The sequence below is a fragment of the Amycolatopsis sp. NPDC059021 genome (assembly GCF_042739895.1).
Lineage (GTDB): Bacteria > Actinomycetota > Actinomycetes > Mycobacteriales > Pseudonocardiaceae > Amycolatopsis.
Genome location: NZ_JBHYIQ010000032.1, coordinates 34742 through 50896, shown reverse-complemented (window position 1 = coordinate 50896; position 16155 = coordinate 34742). Strand labels below are relative to the sequence as shown.

Here is a 16155-nt window from a genome sequence, read left to right as displayed (position 1 = left end):
GGGTGGCGGGTTGGCGGGTGTTCTGGGTGCCGCGTGATGCGGTACGTGTCGGGGTTCGGCGCCAGGTGCTGGTGGGGTGGGAAGACTTGCCGGCTTGCGAGGCTGAGGTTGGGGTTCGGGCGGGAGATCCGATTTTCCTGTCGCCGGAGTACCGGGTGGATATATTGTTGAGTTTGTACGGACAGTCCGGCAGGTTCCGCAGGTACACCGCTGAGACACGGCGTAACTACGCGACAGACATTGCCTTGTTGCTGACGTTCCTGGGGAACCGTGGTCGCGTGTGGACGGACGCGACACCGCGTGATCTGGAGGATTACGAGCATTGGCGCCGGTTTGCCGATACGAACCCGGGACGGGTCGGGGGCGTGAAGTGGGATCGGGAACTTGCCGCGTTCACGAGCTTGTACCGCTGGGCGGCGGCAAACCAGCTCATTACGTGCAGCCCGGTGGCGATGAAGCAGGTGGTGGGCCGGGACGGTGAGGTATTCACGGTGCCGGTCGGTAGGGCGAAAGACGCTCGGCGGAGCAATGTGCACTGGCTGACTCCGCGGACGTGGCGGCGGTGGATCGAGATCGGGTTGTGTGGTCACACCCGCGACGGTGTGCCGGAACCGGGCTGGGTGGGGCGATTGGAAGACCGTAACGTCGCGTTCGTGCGGCTGCTGACCAGTTCGGGCCTGCGTCGGGCGGAAGGGGGATCGTTGCTGACGTTCGAGGTGCCGACCCGGCAGATTGACGGGAGCCGCTACTGCCGCGGCAAGGTCGCGGCGATGGTGACCCGGTCGAAGCGGTCGCGGACCTTCTATGTGGCGGCCGAGGCCGTCGGGCAGATCGAGGCGTATGTGGAGTCCTCCCGGGCGTTGGCGGTGCGGGCCGCGCAGAAGAGAGGCCGCTACGAGAAGCTGCCCGAGATCCGCGTGGTTGAACATGTCACCTGCGGGCTCAAACCCGTGGTGCGCTGGCGCGACCGCAACGGCGCCGTGGGTGAACGGGAACTTGACAGGCTGACGGTGGCTGACCGGATGCTGCTGTTCGCCGAGGGGGCGCGTGGGCTGGAGCCGTTGTGGTTGTGGCTCAACGAGCAGGGACTTCCGTTGCGGCCGCATTCGTGGGAGGGCGTGTTCGCGGCGGCCAACCAGCGGTGTGCGCGAGTGCTGATTCCGCCGACCAGGATGGGCGTGGATCCGCATCAGGTGTTCGCTCCGTATGCGACACCGCATTCTGCCCGGCACAGTTTCGCCCTCTACATGTTGGTGGTGCTCAACACCCTGATGGATCAGAAGCTCGGGCTGAGCGCCGAGGAACGGCGTGACTTCCGGCAGCTCTACGGTGATCCGTGGTTCCTGGTGCAGCAACTGCTGGGCCATGCCTCACGGGAGACCACGGTCGAGCGGTACCTGACCCCGGTGGCCGATCTGCAGTTGCGCTCGATGCTGGCGGGTGCGGCGGAGCCCACCGCAGCGCCGATGCCGGAGCTGGACGCCGTCTTCGCGCGTGTCGCGCGGGAATCGGTCGGTATTCAGGATCTCGATGACCGGATGCAGCACGGTTCGGGCGGTGCCGGGTGAGCGCGCGCGGACGCCGGGCCTCACTGCCGCCGGTCGATCACGCTCGCCCGGAGTATCTGTCCAACGACGGCCTGGTCGTGCACCACTACAACCGGGCCGGGCGGGTCAAGCACTACGACTTCACCGTCCTGCCTGTCGCCGAGCCGATGCAACGATCGCTGGCCGCGTTGTTCGCAGCCGGGTGCGTCCCGCATCGGTGGACCACCCACGAATCCTCGCAACGAGCCTGGTTCGCGGTAGCACCGTTCGCGCAGTTCTTGTCCCATCTGCAGCATCCTCCCCACGACCTGGACGAGGTCACCGTCGACGTGGTGGTGGCCTGGCGTGCGCATTGCAGCAGCACGGGCATCAGCCTGCAAACAATGCAGCGGGTCACGCGCCTGTTGCGCGACGATGCGCGGTTGCAAACCGGCCGGGTGGCCGATGAGCTGGCGCGGCGAGTGAAGACGCCGAAAAGCACGGTCCTGTCCTACAGCGAGGCCGAGTTCGACCGGATCCAGACTGCGGCCCGCCGCACCTTCCGGTCCGCGTTGCTGCGGATCGAGGACAACGCCCGGCATCTGGATCGCTGGCGTGCCGGCGAGTTTTCTGAGCGCGGTCGGGACTGGGTGATCGGCGAGGCACTGAATGTCTTGGCCCGTACTGGGGATGTGCCGCGCCATGCCGGCCAGGAGAAGCGCAGCAGGCGGGTGCTGGCCCGATATCGCACGGCACTGGGCGGTAACAGCGCGGCCTTCACCTGGCAGCGACTGTTCCTGTCCCGGTTGGAAGCGGTGGCGTTGGGCGTGTTGCTGCTGGCTCAGTACGGCTGGAACCTGTCAGTGATCGCCGGGGCCGCCGTGCCCCGGGCACTCCCGGACCCCGGCGAGGACGGGAACCCAACCTACCGGATCCCGCTGGAGAAACCGCGACGCGGTCCCGTCGGCGCGTACGAAACCCGCAACGTCACTGATGATGGGGCCGCTTCGCGCGGGCGCTTGATAACCGAGGCGCTGCGGGCCACGCGATTCGCTCGCGCCATTGTCGAAGACCTCACCCCTGGCACCGACCGGCTGATCGTGTGGCGCTGTCACCACCCGACACGCCCTGACGCCCACTCCGACCATCACCCACCGGTGGGTCCCTTCCGTTTCGGCATCCCCGACAACGCCGCGCTGGAGTGGGCCCGGACCCACGGATTCGGGGAAGCCCCGTTTCGGCGCGGGCGACGAACCGTGATCGCATTGGATCGGCGAGAGCCCACTCAACATTCCCAGGACACCCACGACCGGCACTACGCCGTGACGGACAAGCATGTCCAAGAGGAAGCAGTCGAGATCATCGCCGCCGGAGCCCAGGACGCGAATAACCGTGCACGCAGCGCGGTACTTGTCGCCGAACTGCGCGACCAGCCCACCCCGGGAGACACCGAGACCGCCACCGCCGACTGCGGCGACTTCGACCACAGCCCATTCGCCGCCGCCGATAGCGGGTGCGGCGCCTCATTCCTGTTGTGTCTGGCCTGCACCAACGCGCACGTTCATCCCGGCCATCACCCGCGCCTGGCCCACCTGCACCGGGCACTGAGTAATCTCCGCTCGGTCCTGCCGACGCCCCGCTGGCACACCGACTGGGCCGACGCCCACGCACGGCTGGACGAGCTGCGCCGGACACTCGGCGACGGGCTCTGGGCCCAGGCATTATCCCGGGTCACCGCCACCGACCGCGACCTCATCGACCACCTGCTGTCCGGAGCCATCGACACATGAGCACTGCCCTCGACCACGACCCCTACCTGCTGCCCATGCCCACCCCGGCCAGCCTCGTGGTGCAACCGCACCGGGTAGTCCCCGAGCACGCGCACCTGAACTCCCGCTACGACGCCCCCGTCTGGTCCTTGGCACCGCTGATCGCGAACCCCAGCACCAGCAAACACACCATCCGCTGGAAGCACTGCCTACCTGGCTTCCGCGATGAGGTCCGGCTGCTTGCCTGGAACCTGATCAACGGGGAACTGCGGCCCACGTTCCTCAGTCGGCGAGGCAGCCACATGCGGTCCCGTCTCGGAGCCTACGAACTCCGCCACACCGTCACCGCGTGGACGCGCATGGTGACCTGGTTACAGGCCCGTGACGTGCACAGCCTCTCCCGCTGCAGTACCGGTCTCCTGCACCACTATGGTCAGCACCTGTTGGCCACCCACAGCCGCCGCGACAGCGTGCTGAAGGTTCTGGTCGCCCTCACCCGACTGTGGGCGTTCGACCAGCTCAGCGCCTACCCGCTCGGGATCGGACGACCACCGTGGGAAGACACCGGCCTCGACGACTACCTGCCCGTGACCGGTTCACCGAGCGGTGAAAACACGACCGAGCCCCTCAGTGAGCAGACGGTAGGCCCCTTGCTGGTCTGGGCGAGGAGGATGGTCGAAGACCTGGCCGCGGACATCCTGGCAGCCTGGGCCCGGCGCCAGCATCTGATCGACACCGCGAACACCACGGTCGGCACCGCGGCCACGCGCGCGGCGCTGCACGCCTATCTCGACCCGCTCATCGCGACCGGCGCGCCGATCCCCTCGACCGTCCACCGGGGCCGAGCCCTGCTCGCGCGCTCCTACATCAGCGGGCTCACCGGCGCCAGTGCCCGGCAGATCAACCACTTCGCCCGCCACACCAACCTCTCATCCCTGGTACGAACGTGCTCCAGATCATGCCCGCTGGATGTGCCCGTGACCGGCCAGATCGCGGGACGGCCATGGCGTGGCGTCCTCGACTTCACCGAGATCCCTACGCTGATGCGGCACCTGGGCACGGCCGCGTTCATCGTCTGTGCCTATCTGACCGGCATGCGGCCCGGAGAGGTTCTCGGGTTGCGGGCCGGGTGCTGCCCAGACCCCGAACCCGACGCTACCGGCACACCAGGTCGGCACCTGATCCACGGCAACGAATACAAGACCGCCACCGACGAGCACGGCAACCACCTGTCCGCAGGCGTCGAACGCGAAGTTCCCTGGGTGGCGATCGCCCCGGTCGTCACTGCTATCCGTGTCCTGGAGCGCATGGTCCCGGCCGACGCTCTGCTGTTCGACCACAACGTGCACGATGTGCGCACCCGCCCCGGCACCGGTTCCCTCGGACTGCATTCACTGCGCAGCCGCATCGACGACTTCGTCACCTGGGCCAACACCGAAGCCACCGCCCATGGCCTGAACAGAGAGATCATCCTTGCCGATCCCTACGGCAGGATCGGCACCGCCCGGTTCCGCCGCAGCCTGGCCTGGCATATCGCCCGCCGGCCCGGCGGGCTGGTCGCACTGGCTATCCAATATGGACACCTGCGCACGGCCGTATCAGGCAACTACGCTTCCCGCGGTCGGGGCGGCATTCACGAACTCATCAACGTCGAGACCGCCCGCGCGGTCGCCGACACCGTCGCTGACCTGAATGACGACCTTGAAGCCGGCGGCGGGGTCTCGGGTCCGGCTGCTCGTCGTGCGATCAAGGCCGCGGTGACCGCGCCGAGCTTCGCGGGCACCCTCATCACCGCGACCACCGCCCGCAGGTTGCTGACCAACGAGGACGCCATGCTCTACGACAACCCGCACGCCTTACTGCTCTGCCACTACAAACGCGACCGGGCACTCTGCCACCGCGACGGCGTCCGCGACACCCCGAGCCTGGATCACTGTGTCCCGGGCTGCGGCAACATCGTCCGCACCGACCGCCACGCCGAACTGCTCCGCGAACGCGCCAACGTCCTCGACACACGCGCCACCCACGTTCCCGGACCACTCGGTGACCGGCTACGCGCCAACGCGGGCAAACTCCGATCCCACGCGGACACCCACGACCACACCCGCATCACGAAAGACGACGCATGAGCCCCGCTTTCGACGAACGTGACCGCATCCTGGCTGCGATGGACCGCATCCTCAACGGAACCCCTGAACGTTGCAACGGGGCGCTGACCGTGGTCGCGCTCGCGATCGAGGCCGACGTCCCGCGGAACGCTCTCACTCAGCGCCACACCGACCTGAAAAACGAGTTCTACCAACGCATCCACGAACGCGGCGGGGTCAACGAGACCGAAACCCAACTGCGCGCCACCATCGCCAATCTCAAAAGCACCATCACCAACAAAAACACCGAACTTGCCCAACTGCGCGCCGACGTCCCCGCGCTCGTCCGGGTTGTCAACCAGCTCACCCTGGAAAACCAGCAGCTTCGCACAGCGCTCGCCGACCCGGGCGGCACTGTTCTCCCGTTCCCTCAGCACCGGTCTCCCTGACCGGGGGAGGTCGCATGCCCGACCTCCGGTTGATCAAGCTGGACGAGCCACGAGCCGCCGGACACACTGGCGCCATGCCGACCGTATACAGGAACCCGCGAGGTCAACACGCGATGCGGCAATGGTGTTCGGAAGCCTTGGCGAGCGCGGGCTTCCCACTCACCAGCACGACCTTGGACGCCACCGTCGGCCGAGTGGAACTCACCTTCGCCGGAACAGGGCGGACACAAGTCGTCATGGCGCCGGGGACCAGCTTCAACGCTGCGGTCGCTCTGCCGTGGCTGCGGGCGCTGTCGGGCCGCTGGGCCACCACGGTGGTGGACCTGCCGGGACAGCCCGGACTCAGTGACCCGCGTCGACTCGCCTATACCCGGCTGGCCTGATACGGTCGGGCGCTGAACAAGATTCTGGCGGCGATGGACGCCGACAGGGTTGTGCTGGTGGGCAATTCGCTGGGCGCCGCGGCAGCCCTGGCCGCGAACTCGCCCCGGATCGCCGCGCGGGCACTAGTCTCACCCGCCGGGTTCATCCACCTCAGCGTGGGGAGGAATGGGTAAGCCTGGCGCCCAACTTCCTCAGCGTAAATCATACCATTCCGGGCCAGCAATTCATCCACAGTGGACATGGCAGCCCGTTACTGCAGTTCGGCGTATTGATCAGGGTTGTCGTGGAGGCCGGCAAGCTCGCCGCGCTCTCCGGCAGACTCACGAGGATGTCGGCCTTGCCTTCCTCATTGACGGTCCCCCCTCCGATGAAGACCTCACCGCTTGCGTCGTCTTGGTAGTTGGGGTCGGTCTGTAAAGCGTGCCGGTCCAGATTCCCACACTCCACGACGGCGCTGGGCTACGGTACGTCTGTCGCGTCACATTCGCGCCGCTACTCACCGAGCCCGTCCGGGCGGTGGCCTTCAGCCCCGACGGCCACACCGTCGCGACCAGCAGCGACGACCACACCGCACGCCTCGGGGACACCACCGACCCCCACCACCCCAGCCCACTGGCCACCCTCACCGACCACATGGACCATGTCGGATCGGTCGCGTTCACCCCCGACGGGCGCACGCTGGCCACCGCAGACGACGACTACACCGCGCGCCTGTGGGACATCACAGATCAGCACGCCCCGGCCGTCCTGGCCACCCTCACCGGCCACGGCGACAGCCTCACCTCAGCCGCGTTCAGCCCCGACGGACAAACACTGGCCACCGCCAGCCTCGACCACAGCATCCGCCTGTGGGACACCGACGCCGAACGCGTCGCCACCCGCATCTGCACCGCAGCCACCCCCACGATCACCCCCGCCGAATGGAACCAGCACTTCCCGAACCTCACCTACCACCCGCCATGCCTCCCATAGACGGCGCGCTGCAATCCACCAACGACAACATGATCAGCTCGGTATCACCGAAGATCACGAATCCGGGCAAGGCGACCGGATCAGCCACCGACACCGCACTCGGCCCGTCACTCATCGCAACCGAAGACGGCGAATTCTCTCCACGCCATCAACGGGGTACAGGTGCGCAGTCCTGCTCATCAGCGTGATGAAGCGGTATTCCGAGAAACCGCCGCTACCAACCTCACGTGCCACACACCCTGTGGACAATGTGAAATCGCATCTAGAGACCAACAGGTCAAACCGTGCACGCAAGTCGAGCGTGAATTCTTATATCCACTGTGGATCGATTAGCGATCGGCCGCCGTCGGGTTTGGCGAGCGTCGGCTCCACCCACACTGGAACCCGGGAGTCGTAAGGTGTAGCCGTACGTACGATAGCCGCCTCCCGTGCTCCCGGCCAGGCTAACTATTGAATTACTCCGATTGCGACAGTCCGGTCACCGTAACCCGAGTGGACCAAGTTCGCAGGTTACCGCAGGTCAAAGTATTATCTGCGGTGCGTGGGTAGTGGTACCGGCGCTGGGGTATGTCCCTGTCTCCACGTCCGGCGGTCATGTCCTCCCACATCACGGCCCCGTTTTCAGACGGTGGCAGCGAGGGCAGAATTCGCACGAGTTCGCCCTGATGGTCAGACCTGGAGCAAGGTGGCCCGCCGCGTGGACCATACCTCCCTTGGGCGGGCCAGTCCGAAGCGGGCGCGATCCGACTTCGAGCTCATCGCGTTCTCTGGCGCTGTTTTCGACCGCCGCCGCAGGACCCGATCCCGCAGCCACAGCCAGGAAAGCGCTTTTAGTAAGGGCGGACAACAGGTTCAGCGTTACGGATTCGCGCTGTAGAGGTGACCGTGGTCGGTCATCGCCACCGCGGGCATCCCGTGCCGGGCAGCCTCGGCGAACAGCGGGGCGATCTTCGCCGCACCGTCGAGCATCGAGTATTCGGTGTGGACATGCAGATGCACGAAACTTCGCTCGCCTGACGACCCGGCAGGCGAGGCGGAGCGCACCGCCGAGTGCGGCTGTGGTGCACCGGCCGAGGCTGACCGGTCGGTTGGCGCCTGGTTCACGGCCCGACTCTACGTCCGGGCACCGACACTTCCCCGCGCTCGCGACCCGGCCGGCCGTTCCCCGTTGCCATCGTTCCTGCTCTCACGCCCGCCGCGGCGGGTTCATGCCGCGCTCGCCCCACGGTCACCACGGTTTCCGCAACGCTGGTGCCTGATGGTGGAGCAGTGCCGGAACCCCACGTTCGTCCAACATCGGTCCAACAACGGGCGTCCACGCCGGCGGCACAGCCACAACCTAGGAAGGGACACCGACGTGACCATCATGACCAGCACTATCAGCGCAGCGACGATCACCTGCGACCAGTGGCGGCTGCAGACCGCCGGCTCCACCGAGGTCCTGGACCTGCGGGTGGCCACCGCCACTCACCCAGGTGACCAAGCGGTCAACTGCGACCAGGTGGCGGTGGAGTACTACGCGACCGGGGGCACCGTCGCGATCGCGCTTCTGGATGGCAAGGGCGCCGACCCGGCCACGGCGCACAAGATGCACGTCTGTGCCAGCGCCGGGGCCGCGATCGGCGCCCGGCACGGTGCGCTCAACGGGCTGGCCACCGCCGGGGCGATCGTGGCCGATCCCGGCCGGGAGTTCGTCGACTGCGACGGCGTGGGCGCACTGGCGGTCGTGCGGCCCGGCTCCCCGAGGGCGCTCGTGCACGTCGGGCGGGCCCTGCGAGCACGAACGCCACGAGCAGCGGGGTCACGGGGCCGTCGTCCGGGTTGCCATCGTGGGCAAGATCATCGCGACGGCTCCGTCTCGACCGCGGTCCTGATTCGCGCTCAGCGTCCGCGCGAGACTTCCACACGAGCCGCTGGACCTTCTGTTCGCCGCTCCGGGCCCACCATCGGCCAGTCTCGAGCTGGTCGTTGCTTCGGCCCAGGCCAGACCATTGACAAGTCCCTAGACAACCCGTTGATCTTCGGACGATCGCGCCGTCACTGGCTTCCGCAGCCGCTCGTCCATGCAATCCGGGCTGCACCGGCCGTAGCCTCCACGTCGGCGCTGCCAGGCACAGATGAAGGAGATCGGTTCCCCTCCACCGGGCAGCAGCATCGGGACGTCCAGCGATCCGATACGCGTGTTCACAGCCATAAACACTAAAGGTCCATGTGGTCATATCGTTCGTGGAGTGACCGCTTGCCACGGAATGACCGGTACAAGCGGGGCAACCTATCTGCGCGCGTACGTATCGTGAACAAACTGCCCAAATTTGCAGGTGAATACGACTCGACATCTTCACGTATTCGGTGCGTCAACCTGGATCCAGCGAGGGACGTTTGTGATCTTGGCGTGATTGTTGATCTTGTTTGCCTGGCGGGCGTGCGGGGTTGCCGGCGTCTCACCGTGCGTGTCCACTGTGGAGCAGATGCGGACGCGGGAGCAGGCTGTTCGGGTTCCCGGGTGGCGATGAACAGTGCGGTGTGGCTGTCGTTTCGGGATCAGTGAATGGGAAGGGTGGAGGATGACTTTTCGGCCGGAGCGGGTGATACGGGCGGCGATATGGATGACGTGGCGGTGGAGGGGCACCACTGCGGACCGTGGCGCGGAAGACGCTGGCAGCGCAACCCGCGGCGCGGACCAGATTATGGCGAGGACGGCGTGGGTACGCCAGACGGTGAACCAGGCGGACCGCAAGTGGGCCAGAGCGGAGTCGCTGAGGCTCGCGAAGAGTGGTGAGCTGGATAGATGAGCTCGGTTGGCCGCACTTGCGCTCCTCCCAGGACTCTTAACTCCACATCGTCGCGTATCCGCTCGTCTGCGGGTTCCGGCACGGCAGGAAACGAGTTTGGTTACCTATGGAAGGCTGCGGCACAGATGCTCTCCCCCGCACCACTGCGCGTTGGCGTCCCGCCGGGTGGAATCTGTGGACGAGGATGTCGGTCGTGCTCCTGCTGCCGGCGGCCGTCGCGCTCAGTTTGGCCGGGGCTCGAGTGCAGGCCGAGTTGGCGCAGGCTGACAAGCTCAGCGCGATGCGCGACCAGCTGCCCGTGCTGCAGGATGTGGCCGACTTGGCGAGGCTTGTCGGTGAGGAGACCGCCGTACCGGGAAGCAGCCCGAACAGCAGAAGTGTGCCCGCCCAGGTCGACGCGCAGGCGGCGGTGGTCGCCGCGCGGGTAGGCGTCGCGCGAACCAGCGCGCGTGCAGACCAGGACGTCCACGACGCACTTGGTCAGCTTGGCGCGCTTCGGAGTGTCCAGGCGCGTGGCAGGGACGTGGTGCTCGAGACCTCGCGTTATTACGGCATTGTTTCCTTGCTGAGCGGCGTTTTGCCTGGAACGGTCAGTGCTGCCGGTGATAGTGGCCTTGATGCTTACGCCAATGCCGCCGCGAACCTGCTCAAGCTGCGGTGTGACCTGGCGCGCCAACAGGCTCTGCTCCGTGCCGCCACGCAGGCGACTCCCGCCAAGGTCACGCTGATCGCCGCCGTTAGTCAAGTGGCGGCGAGTGTGGCGGCGACCAGCGACGAGGTTGTGCGCACTCTGCCGGCCAACCTGGCCCCCCAGATTTCTGAGGTCGCATCGGCGGCCGCGGACCGGCGAACAGCACTGGAGAGAGTGCTCAGTGGTGAGGCGATAGACCTGGCAAGCATGATCGGGCCAATCAGGACCGAGCTGAACGCGCTCGGGGAGATCGTCGGAGGTGACCTGGGCTCGCTGTCGGCGCGCCTCGCGGACCTGACGAATCAGACCCGCTCGGACGCGCTCCGGGATGCCGCGATGGTGCTCGGCGCGCTGCTCGGTGCTCTCGCTTTTGCCCTGTATATGGCGCGGTCTCTGGTACGGCCGATCAAGCGGTTGCACGCCGCCGCGCTGGCGGTAGCCCATCATCGGCTGCCGGACACCGTCGAACGGATGCGTTCGGGGGAGGACGTGGACTGGCGGTCCGTCGAGCCGGTACCGGTTCGGTCCAGGGACGAGGTCGGTCAGTTGGCGCGAGCCTTCGAGGCGATGCAGAGGCAGGCCGTGCGGCTTGCCGGGCAGCAGGCGGAATTGCGAAGGCATGTCAGCGATATGTTCATGGCGCTGTCCCGGCGCAGTCAGTCCCTTGTGGATAAGCAACTGTCGGTGATCGAGGCGCTGGAGGCGGACGAACAGGATCCGCGTCGGCTGGAGCTGTTGTTCCACGTCGACCACATCGCGACGCGGTTGCGGCGCAACGGCGAGAACCTCCAGATTCTCGCTAGGGGCAAGCCGGTTCGCCACGACAGAACGCCGCTGAGCACCGCCGGGCTGATGCGCGCGGCAGCTTCCGCGGTGAAGGACTATCAACGGATTGTGTTCGGTCATGCCCCCAGTGGGGCGGTGCGCGCCGCGGCCGCCGCCGACGTGGTGCACATCCTCGCCGAGTTGGTCGAGAATGCGACCCGGTTCTCCGCACCCGAGAACAAGGTCCTGCTCACCTCAGAGCGCGCGGCCGATGGTGGTCTGCTGATTGAAGTCGTCGACAACGGGCTGGGAATGGCGACGGAAGACGTCGTGGCGGCGAACACCCGATTGGCCGTCACTGATGCCGACCCCGAGACCACGAGGCAAATGGGACTTTTCGTGGTCGGACGGCTGGCAAGGCCATTGGGTGTCACGGTCCGGCTGCGCCAGAACTGGGACCAGCCCACAGCCACTGGCATCACCGCCAGTGTCCATATCCCCTCGGAAATCGTTGTCGTCGGAGGGCTTCCCCCGCAATCCACGGCCCCCGCGGCGGGGGCGCCAGCCCAGCCCGATCTTGATGGCATCCCGAGGCCCGTGGCCGGAAACGATATCGAGATGACCTGGCCGCGTAACGATCCGGATGCCCAGGAAACCCCATCGGTCCGGCCGGGTCCGGGTGCTGACCTACCGGCCAAGACGCCGATCTTCGATCAGCTTCTGTCTGGATGGCTCGTCGAGAAGGACGCGGCGCACGGGACGGAGGACACGGAGCGAGCCGATCATGAGCAGCCGGCGCACCTCCAGAACCGGACGGTGCCGGCAGACGCGACTCGGCGGGCTACAGGGAAGGTGTTCCCACCATCGACGAACACCCCGAGCACCGAGGCTGGCTTGCCGATACGCAAGCCAGGCGCGCACCTCGCGCCCGGAGCCGCCGCGCCGCCCACCACGGCGCGGTCGACCGCCGGCTTCCGCGATCCCGCAGTGATCCGGAGCGGCCTGGCCCGCCATAGCCAGGGACTATGGGCGGCGAGGCGCCGTACTGCTGAGTCGCCTTCGGATAGCGGTTCGGGGCCGAGGACGTGACGACGGTCCCGCGTTGCAGGAGCCGGCAGGTGCATCGCTTCGCACGCACTCGTCCAGGAGGGGACATGGAAACCGATCAACCGGTATCGCCGAAGCCGTCGCTGGACTGGCTGGTGTCGACGTTCACCGAGGAGGTCGCGGGCGTGACCCATGCGGCGCTGGTGTCCGCGGACGGACTCCTCGTCGCGGCCGACAGCCAGCTGCCTCGCGATCGAGCGGATCAACTGTCGGCCATCGCCTCTGGCCTGGCAAGCCTCGCTACCGGTATGGCTGCCCTGTTCGCCGCCGGGCGGACGGTGCAGTCGGTCATCGAACTGGAACAGGGATATCTGCTTCTGATGAGCGTGGGCGACGGCTCCAACCTTGCCGTACTCGCCAACGCGGCCTGTGACATCGGCCTGGTCGGCTATGAGATGACCCTGCTGGTGGATCGAGTCGGGAAGATGGTCGACACACCGGTTCGCCGAGACACAGCACCCGAGGCCGGGCTGTGAACGATGTCGGTGACTCCAATGTCGAACACAACACGACCATCGCCATCCCATCATTGGCGCGGCCCTACGCATGGACCGAAGGCCGCACCCGTCCCACAGCCAATCTGGCCGTGGAGGCGCTCGTCCGGACCACCAGCGCCGGCAGCGCCGTGCCCTACAACAGCGCCGATCCACGATCGGTCGTAGCCAGACTGTGTCAGCGCCCTCAGTCCATGGCCGAGATCTCGGCTCTGCTGTCGGTACCGATCGGCGTGGCCAAAGTACTGGTCAGCGATCTGCTCAGTGCGGGGCTGGTGCACGTCTTCGACACCCTCACCGAAGACACCGCCCCAGGTGCCCGAATCGGTCTACTGGAAAGAGTCCTCGACGGTTTGCACAGGCTCTGACCACGTGCACGCCCAGCACACGTCCCCGAAGTCCACAACGCGAGCGAGGAACGACATGGATCATCGAATGGAACACTTCGCGATGGGTGAATGGCTGCTGGCCCTTGCCTACATAACCTCAGCGGTGGGTTGCACCGTAGGTTTGGCGTGCACCGTCCAGGCCCGCCGTGCGGGCACAGCGCGAAGGTGCCTGCTGTGGCTCGGCATGGCGGCGTTGTCCATCGGCGGGGTGGGCATCTGGCTCATGCACTTCATCGCGATGCTCGGCTTCGCGACGCCCGGCATGCCGGTGCGTTACGACATTTCTCGCACTGGTCTGTCAGCGATTCTCGCTGTGATCGCTGTGTTCGTCGGACTGGCGGTGCTCGGCACGCGAGGAAACTTCGCGTGGTGGCGGCTGTTGATCGCGGGCATAGTCACTGGCCTCGCGGTCAACATCATGCATTACACCGGTATGTGGGCAGTCCACGTCCAGGGAACCATCGATTACGAGCCGACTCTGGTAGCAGTGTCGGTCATCATCGCGGTACTGTCGGCGGCTGTCGCGTTGTGGTTCACGGCAAAGCTTGACCTGATCATCCACCGACTGTTGGCCGGTCTGGTCATGGCGATTGCGGTTACCGGAATGCACTACACCGGCATGGCAGCGGTGCGAGTGCACCTCGCCGCGTCAGCCCCCTACCCTCCCGGTGTCGAAGTCTTCTCGTTCCTGTTTCCCGTGTTCGTCCTGGCCGGGTTCGCCCTGGCCGTACCGATCTGCGCCGTACTGGTGGCGGGAACGTCCGTCGGTGCGAGTACCGAGCCTCGCGATGAGATTCGCCGATCGGACCCGTTCGCCCGGGAATACGGGCCCTCGGTCAATGCGGACGCAACGTCGCCACTGGGGTAGGAAATCGCCGCGGTGACACGGGCAGATGAGGACCCACGATGAACCGCAAGCGAGACTGGTTCGTGTACAGAAGTAGGCGCGCCAAGGAGGAAATCTGAGGCCGCCCGAGAAGGTCCGTCCCGAGTATTGCCGTATGGCCGCCGGACTTTGTGGACTGACCTCGTGGAAGGGAATGAGACAGCTCTTTGTCAAGGGACCGGCAGGGCGCGGAGGTGAGTTACCCGGCGCGCCAACGACAGTCCTGGTCAACACGGGTCGTGCTCACCGCGGATTTTACCCTGCGAGCGCCCGGACAAGATGGGAAGTGGCCAAGATGCGTCGGCGACACGTGACACAGATCGTGATGGCCATGATCGGAGGGGCGATGCTCGACGGTTGCAGCCGCCCCCAACCCAATGCCCGCGCCGCGGCTGGTAGCGGGAGCAGTGATGAGGGTCAGCGGTGGGTCATGCCGGAGGAGGGACAGCCGCACGCACGCACCTGGATGGCGTTCGGGGCCGGCGAGGCGATCTGGACAGCGGCGCTGCTGCCGCAGGTCCGCAAGGACCTGGCCGGTGTAGCCACCACGATCGCCCGGTTCGAACCGGTGTCGATGCTGGTGCGGCCCGACGAGGCCGACCTCGCGCGCGAATTGATCGGGTCTGCGAACGTGGAGTTGATTCCCGCCCCGATCGACGATCTGTGGATCCGCGACACCGGCCCGGCCTTCGTCAAGGGCGAGTCCGGTCTGGCCGGAGTGGATTTCAACTTCAACGGCTGGGGCGCCAAACAAGCCCATGACCGCGACGCGAAGGTCGCCGAATTCGTCACCGGCCGAGCCGGAGTCACGTCGCTGCGCACCGACCTCCACTTGGAAGGAGGCGCGCTCGAGGTCGACGGGGACGGCACCGCGATCATCACCGAAAGCTGCGTACTCAACCCCAACCGCAACCTCGGCAAATCCAAGGCCGATGTCGAGGCCGAACTCGGCCGACTACTGGGTATCCGGAAGATCATCTGGCTGCCCGGGGTGATCTCCAAGGACGACATCACCGACGGGCACACCGACTTCTACGCCCGCTTCGCCCGCCCCGGGGTCGTCGTGGCCGGACTCGACACCGACCCGAAGTCGCCCGACCACGACGTCACCAAGCGACACCTGGAGATCCTGCGTTCGGCTACCGACGCTCAGAACCGCCCGTTGCAGGTGGAGGTGCTGGAAAGCCCAGCCACGGTGCGACCCAAGAGCCCTGGTGGCGCCTTCGCTGCCGGATACGTCAACTTCTACGTCTGCAACGGTGCGGTCATCGCCCCGGAATTCGGCGACGCCCGCACCGACGAGGCGGCACGCTCGACGCTGGCGCGGCTGTTCCCGGACCGGCAGGTCGCGCAGATCAACATCGACGCCATCGCCGCCGGAGGCGGCGGAATCCACTGCACCACACAGCAGGAACCCGCCCATTGACCACGTGCTCACGGTGCCAAATCCAGGGGCACACCGCCGTTTCCAACAAAACCGGGGGCAGCGCTCAGAAACTTGCGGCGCCAGTCAGGCGCGCATCGGTCGTGGGCACAGGCTCGAGTGCCGACCAGCGTCGGATGCGTCCTCACGACCTACCACGGGGTGACCGGCTGGCACTTGGGCTGCACCAGACGCCGCGAGCCGCTGCGCCGATCTCAGGAACGCGCAGCTACCGCGGCGGGGCCGCGATGGACAGCCGTTGCTGGTTCGGCGGACGCGGCCATCGTCGTGGTGCACCTCGACGATGACGACGAACGCTCCGCGACCGCCAGGACCGTCGATGCGGACACCAGGCCCAGGACATCCTCGAAGCCCACCGCCCTGGTGTCGAATGCACCTGCCGCCAGGCGGAAGGGCAGCT

General features: G+C 66.6%; 12 protein-coding genes and 1 pseudogene. 12 read left to right on the top strand and 1 reads right to left on the bottom strand.

Annotated elements, in window-relative coordinates; translation table 11 throughout:
- Positions 1–2: 2 nt before the first annotated feature.
- The 6 genes from ACFWX1_RS20320 (at position 3) to ACFWX1_RS20295 (ending at position 7187) form a co-directional block, all read left to right on the top strand.
- Positions 3–1568: a site-specific integrase gene (locus ACFWX1_RS20320; RefSeq protein ID WP_378389442.1), complete on the top strand. Its 1566-nt coding sequence runs from the start codon at positions 3–5 to the stop codon at positions 1566–1568.
- A complete protein-coding gene (locus ACFWX1_RS20315; RefSeq protein ID WP_378389440.1) occupies positions 1565–3316 on the top strand; it encodes a hypothetical protein in 1752 nt (583 codons plus the stop codon). The genes ACFWX1_RS20320 and ACFWX1_RS20315 overlap by 4 nt, the downstream gene beginning before the upstream one ends.
- Positions 3313–5424 (top strand): integrase, encoded by a 2112-nt coding sequence (locus ACFWX1_RS20310; RefSeq protein WP_378389438.1) that lies wholly within the window; start codon positions 3313–3315, stop codon positions 5422–5424. Before ACFWX1_RS20315 ends, ACFWX1_RS20310 begins: the two co-directional genes overlap by 4 nt.
- Positions 5421–5831, top strand: coding sequence for a hypothetical protein (locus tag ACFWX1_RS20305; protein ID WP_378389437.1), 411 nt, complete (start codon positions 5421–5423; stop codon positions 5829–5831). Before ACFWX1_RS20310 ends, ACFWX1_RS20305 begins: the two co-directional genes overlap by 4 nt.
- Positions 5832–5905: 74 nt before the next feature.
- Positions 5906–6214, top strand: coding sequence for a hypothetical protein (locus tag ACFWX1_RS20300; protein WP_378389435.1), 309 nt, complete (start codon positions 5906–5908; stop codon positions 6212–6214).
- 421 nt (positions 6215–6635) lie between these two features.
- The gene (locus ACFWX1_RS20295) at positions 6636–7187 is read left to right on the top strand and encodes a WD40 repeat domain-containing protein (RefSeq protein WP_378389433.1); all 552 of its coding nucleotides are present in this window, start codon (positions 6636–6638) and stop codon (positions 7185–7187) included.
- An 864-nt stretch (positions 7188–8051) separates the two neighbouring features.
- Here the strand turns inward: ACFWX1_RS20295 and ACFWX1_RS20290 are convergent.
- Positions 8052–8231 (bottom strand): annotated as a pseudogene (locus ACFWX1_RS20290) (PHP domain-containing protein); the annotation flags it as partial.
- Positions 8232–8544: 313 nt separating this feature from the next.
- On the opposite strand from ACFWX1_RS20290, the gene ACFWX1_RS20285 reads away from it, so the two are divergent.
- The 6 genes from ACFWX1_RS20285 to ACFWX1_RS20260 all read left to right on the top strand — a co-directional run bounded on the left by ACFWX1_RS20285 (position 8545) and on the right by ACFWX1_RS20260 (position 15737).
- A complete protein-coding gene (locus tag ACFWX1_RS20285; protein WP_378389431.1) occupies positions 8545–9390 on the top strand; it encodes a hypothetical protein in 846 nt (281 codons plus the stop codon).
- 773 nt (positions 9391–10163) lie between these two features.
- The gene (locus ACFWX1_RS20280; protein WP_378389429.1) at positions 10164–12524 is read left to right on the top strand and encodes a HAMP domain-containing protein; all 2361 of its coding nucleotides are present in this window, start codon (positions 10164–10166) and stop codon (positions 12522–12524) included.
- Positions 12525–12589: 65 nt separating this feature from the next.
- A complete protein-coding gene (locus tag ACFWX1_RS20275) occupies positions 12590–13018 on the top strand; it encodes a roadblock/LC7 domain-containing protein (RefSeq protein WP_378389427.1) in 429 nt (142 codons plus the stop codon).
- On the top strand, positions 13015–13404 hold the full coding sequence (locus tag ACFWX1_RS20270; RefSeq protein WP_378389425.1) for a DUF742 domain-containing protein: 390 nt from the start codon (positions 13015–13017) through the stop codon (positions 13402–13404). The genes ACFWX1_RS20275 and ACFWX1_RS20270 overlap by 4 nt, the downstream gene beginning before the upstream one ends.
- A 55-nt stretch (positions 13405–13459) precedes the next feature.
- The gene (locus ACFWX1_RS20265) at positions 13460–14293 is read left to right on the top strand and encodes an MHYT domain-containing protein (RefSeq protein ID WP_378389423.1); all 834 of its coding nucleotides are present in this window, start codon (positions 13460–13462) and stop codon (positions 14291–14293) included.
- Positions 14294–14741: 448 nt separating this feature from the next.
- Positions 14742–15737 (top strand): agmatine/peptidylarginine deiminase, encoded by a 996-nt coding sequence (locus tag ACFWX1_RS20260; protein WP_378389421.1) that lies wholly within the window; start codon positions 14742–14744, stop codon positions 15735–15737.
- The last annotated feature ends 418 nt before the right edge of the window (positions 15738–16155 follow it).

Coding starts and splice junctions, on each gene's coding strand:
- ACFWX1_RS20310 (WP_378389438.1), top strand. CDS start 3,313: ATGAGCACTGCCCTCGACCACGACCCCTACCTGCTGCCCATGCCCACC.
- ACFWX1_RS20305 (WP_378389437.1), top strand. CDS start 5,421: ATGAGCCCCGCTTTCGACGAACGTGACCGCATCCTGGCTGCGATGGAC.
- ACFWX1_RS20300 (WP_378389435.1), top strand. CDS start 5,906: ATGCCGACCGTATACAGGAACCCGCGAGGTCAACACGCGATGCGGCAA.
- ACFWX1_RS20280 (WP_378389429.1), top strand. CDS start 10,164: ATGTCGGTCGTGCTCCTGCTGCCGGCGGCCGTCGCGCTCAGTTTGGCC.
- ACFWX1_RS20275 (WP_378389427.1), top strand. CDS start 12,590: ATGGAAACCGATCAACCGGTATCGCCGAAGCCGTCGCTGGACTGGCTG.
- ACFWX1_RS20265 (WP_378389423.1), top strand. CDS start 13,460: ATGGATCATCGAATGGAACACTTCGCGATGGGTGAATGGCTGCTGGCC.
- ACFWX1_RS20260 (WP_378389421.1), top strand. CDS start 14,742: ATGCCGGAGGAGGGACAGCCGCACGCACGCACCTGGATGGCGTTCGGG.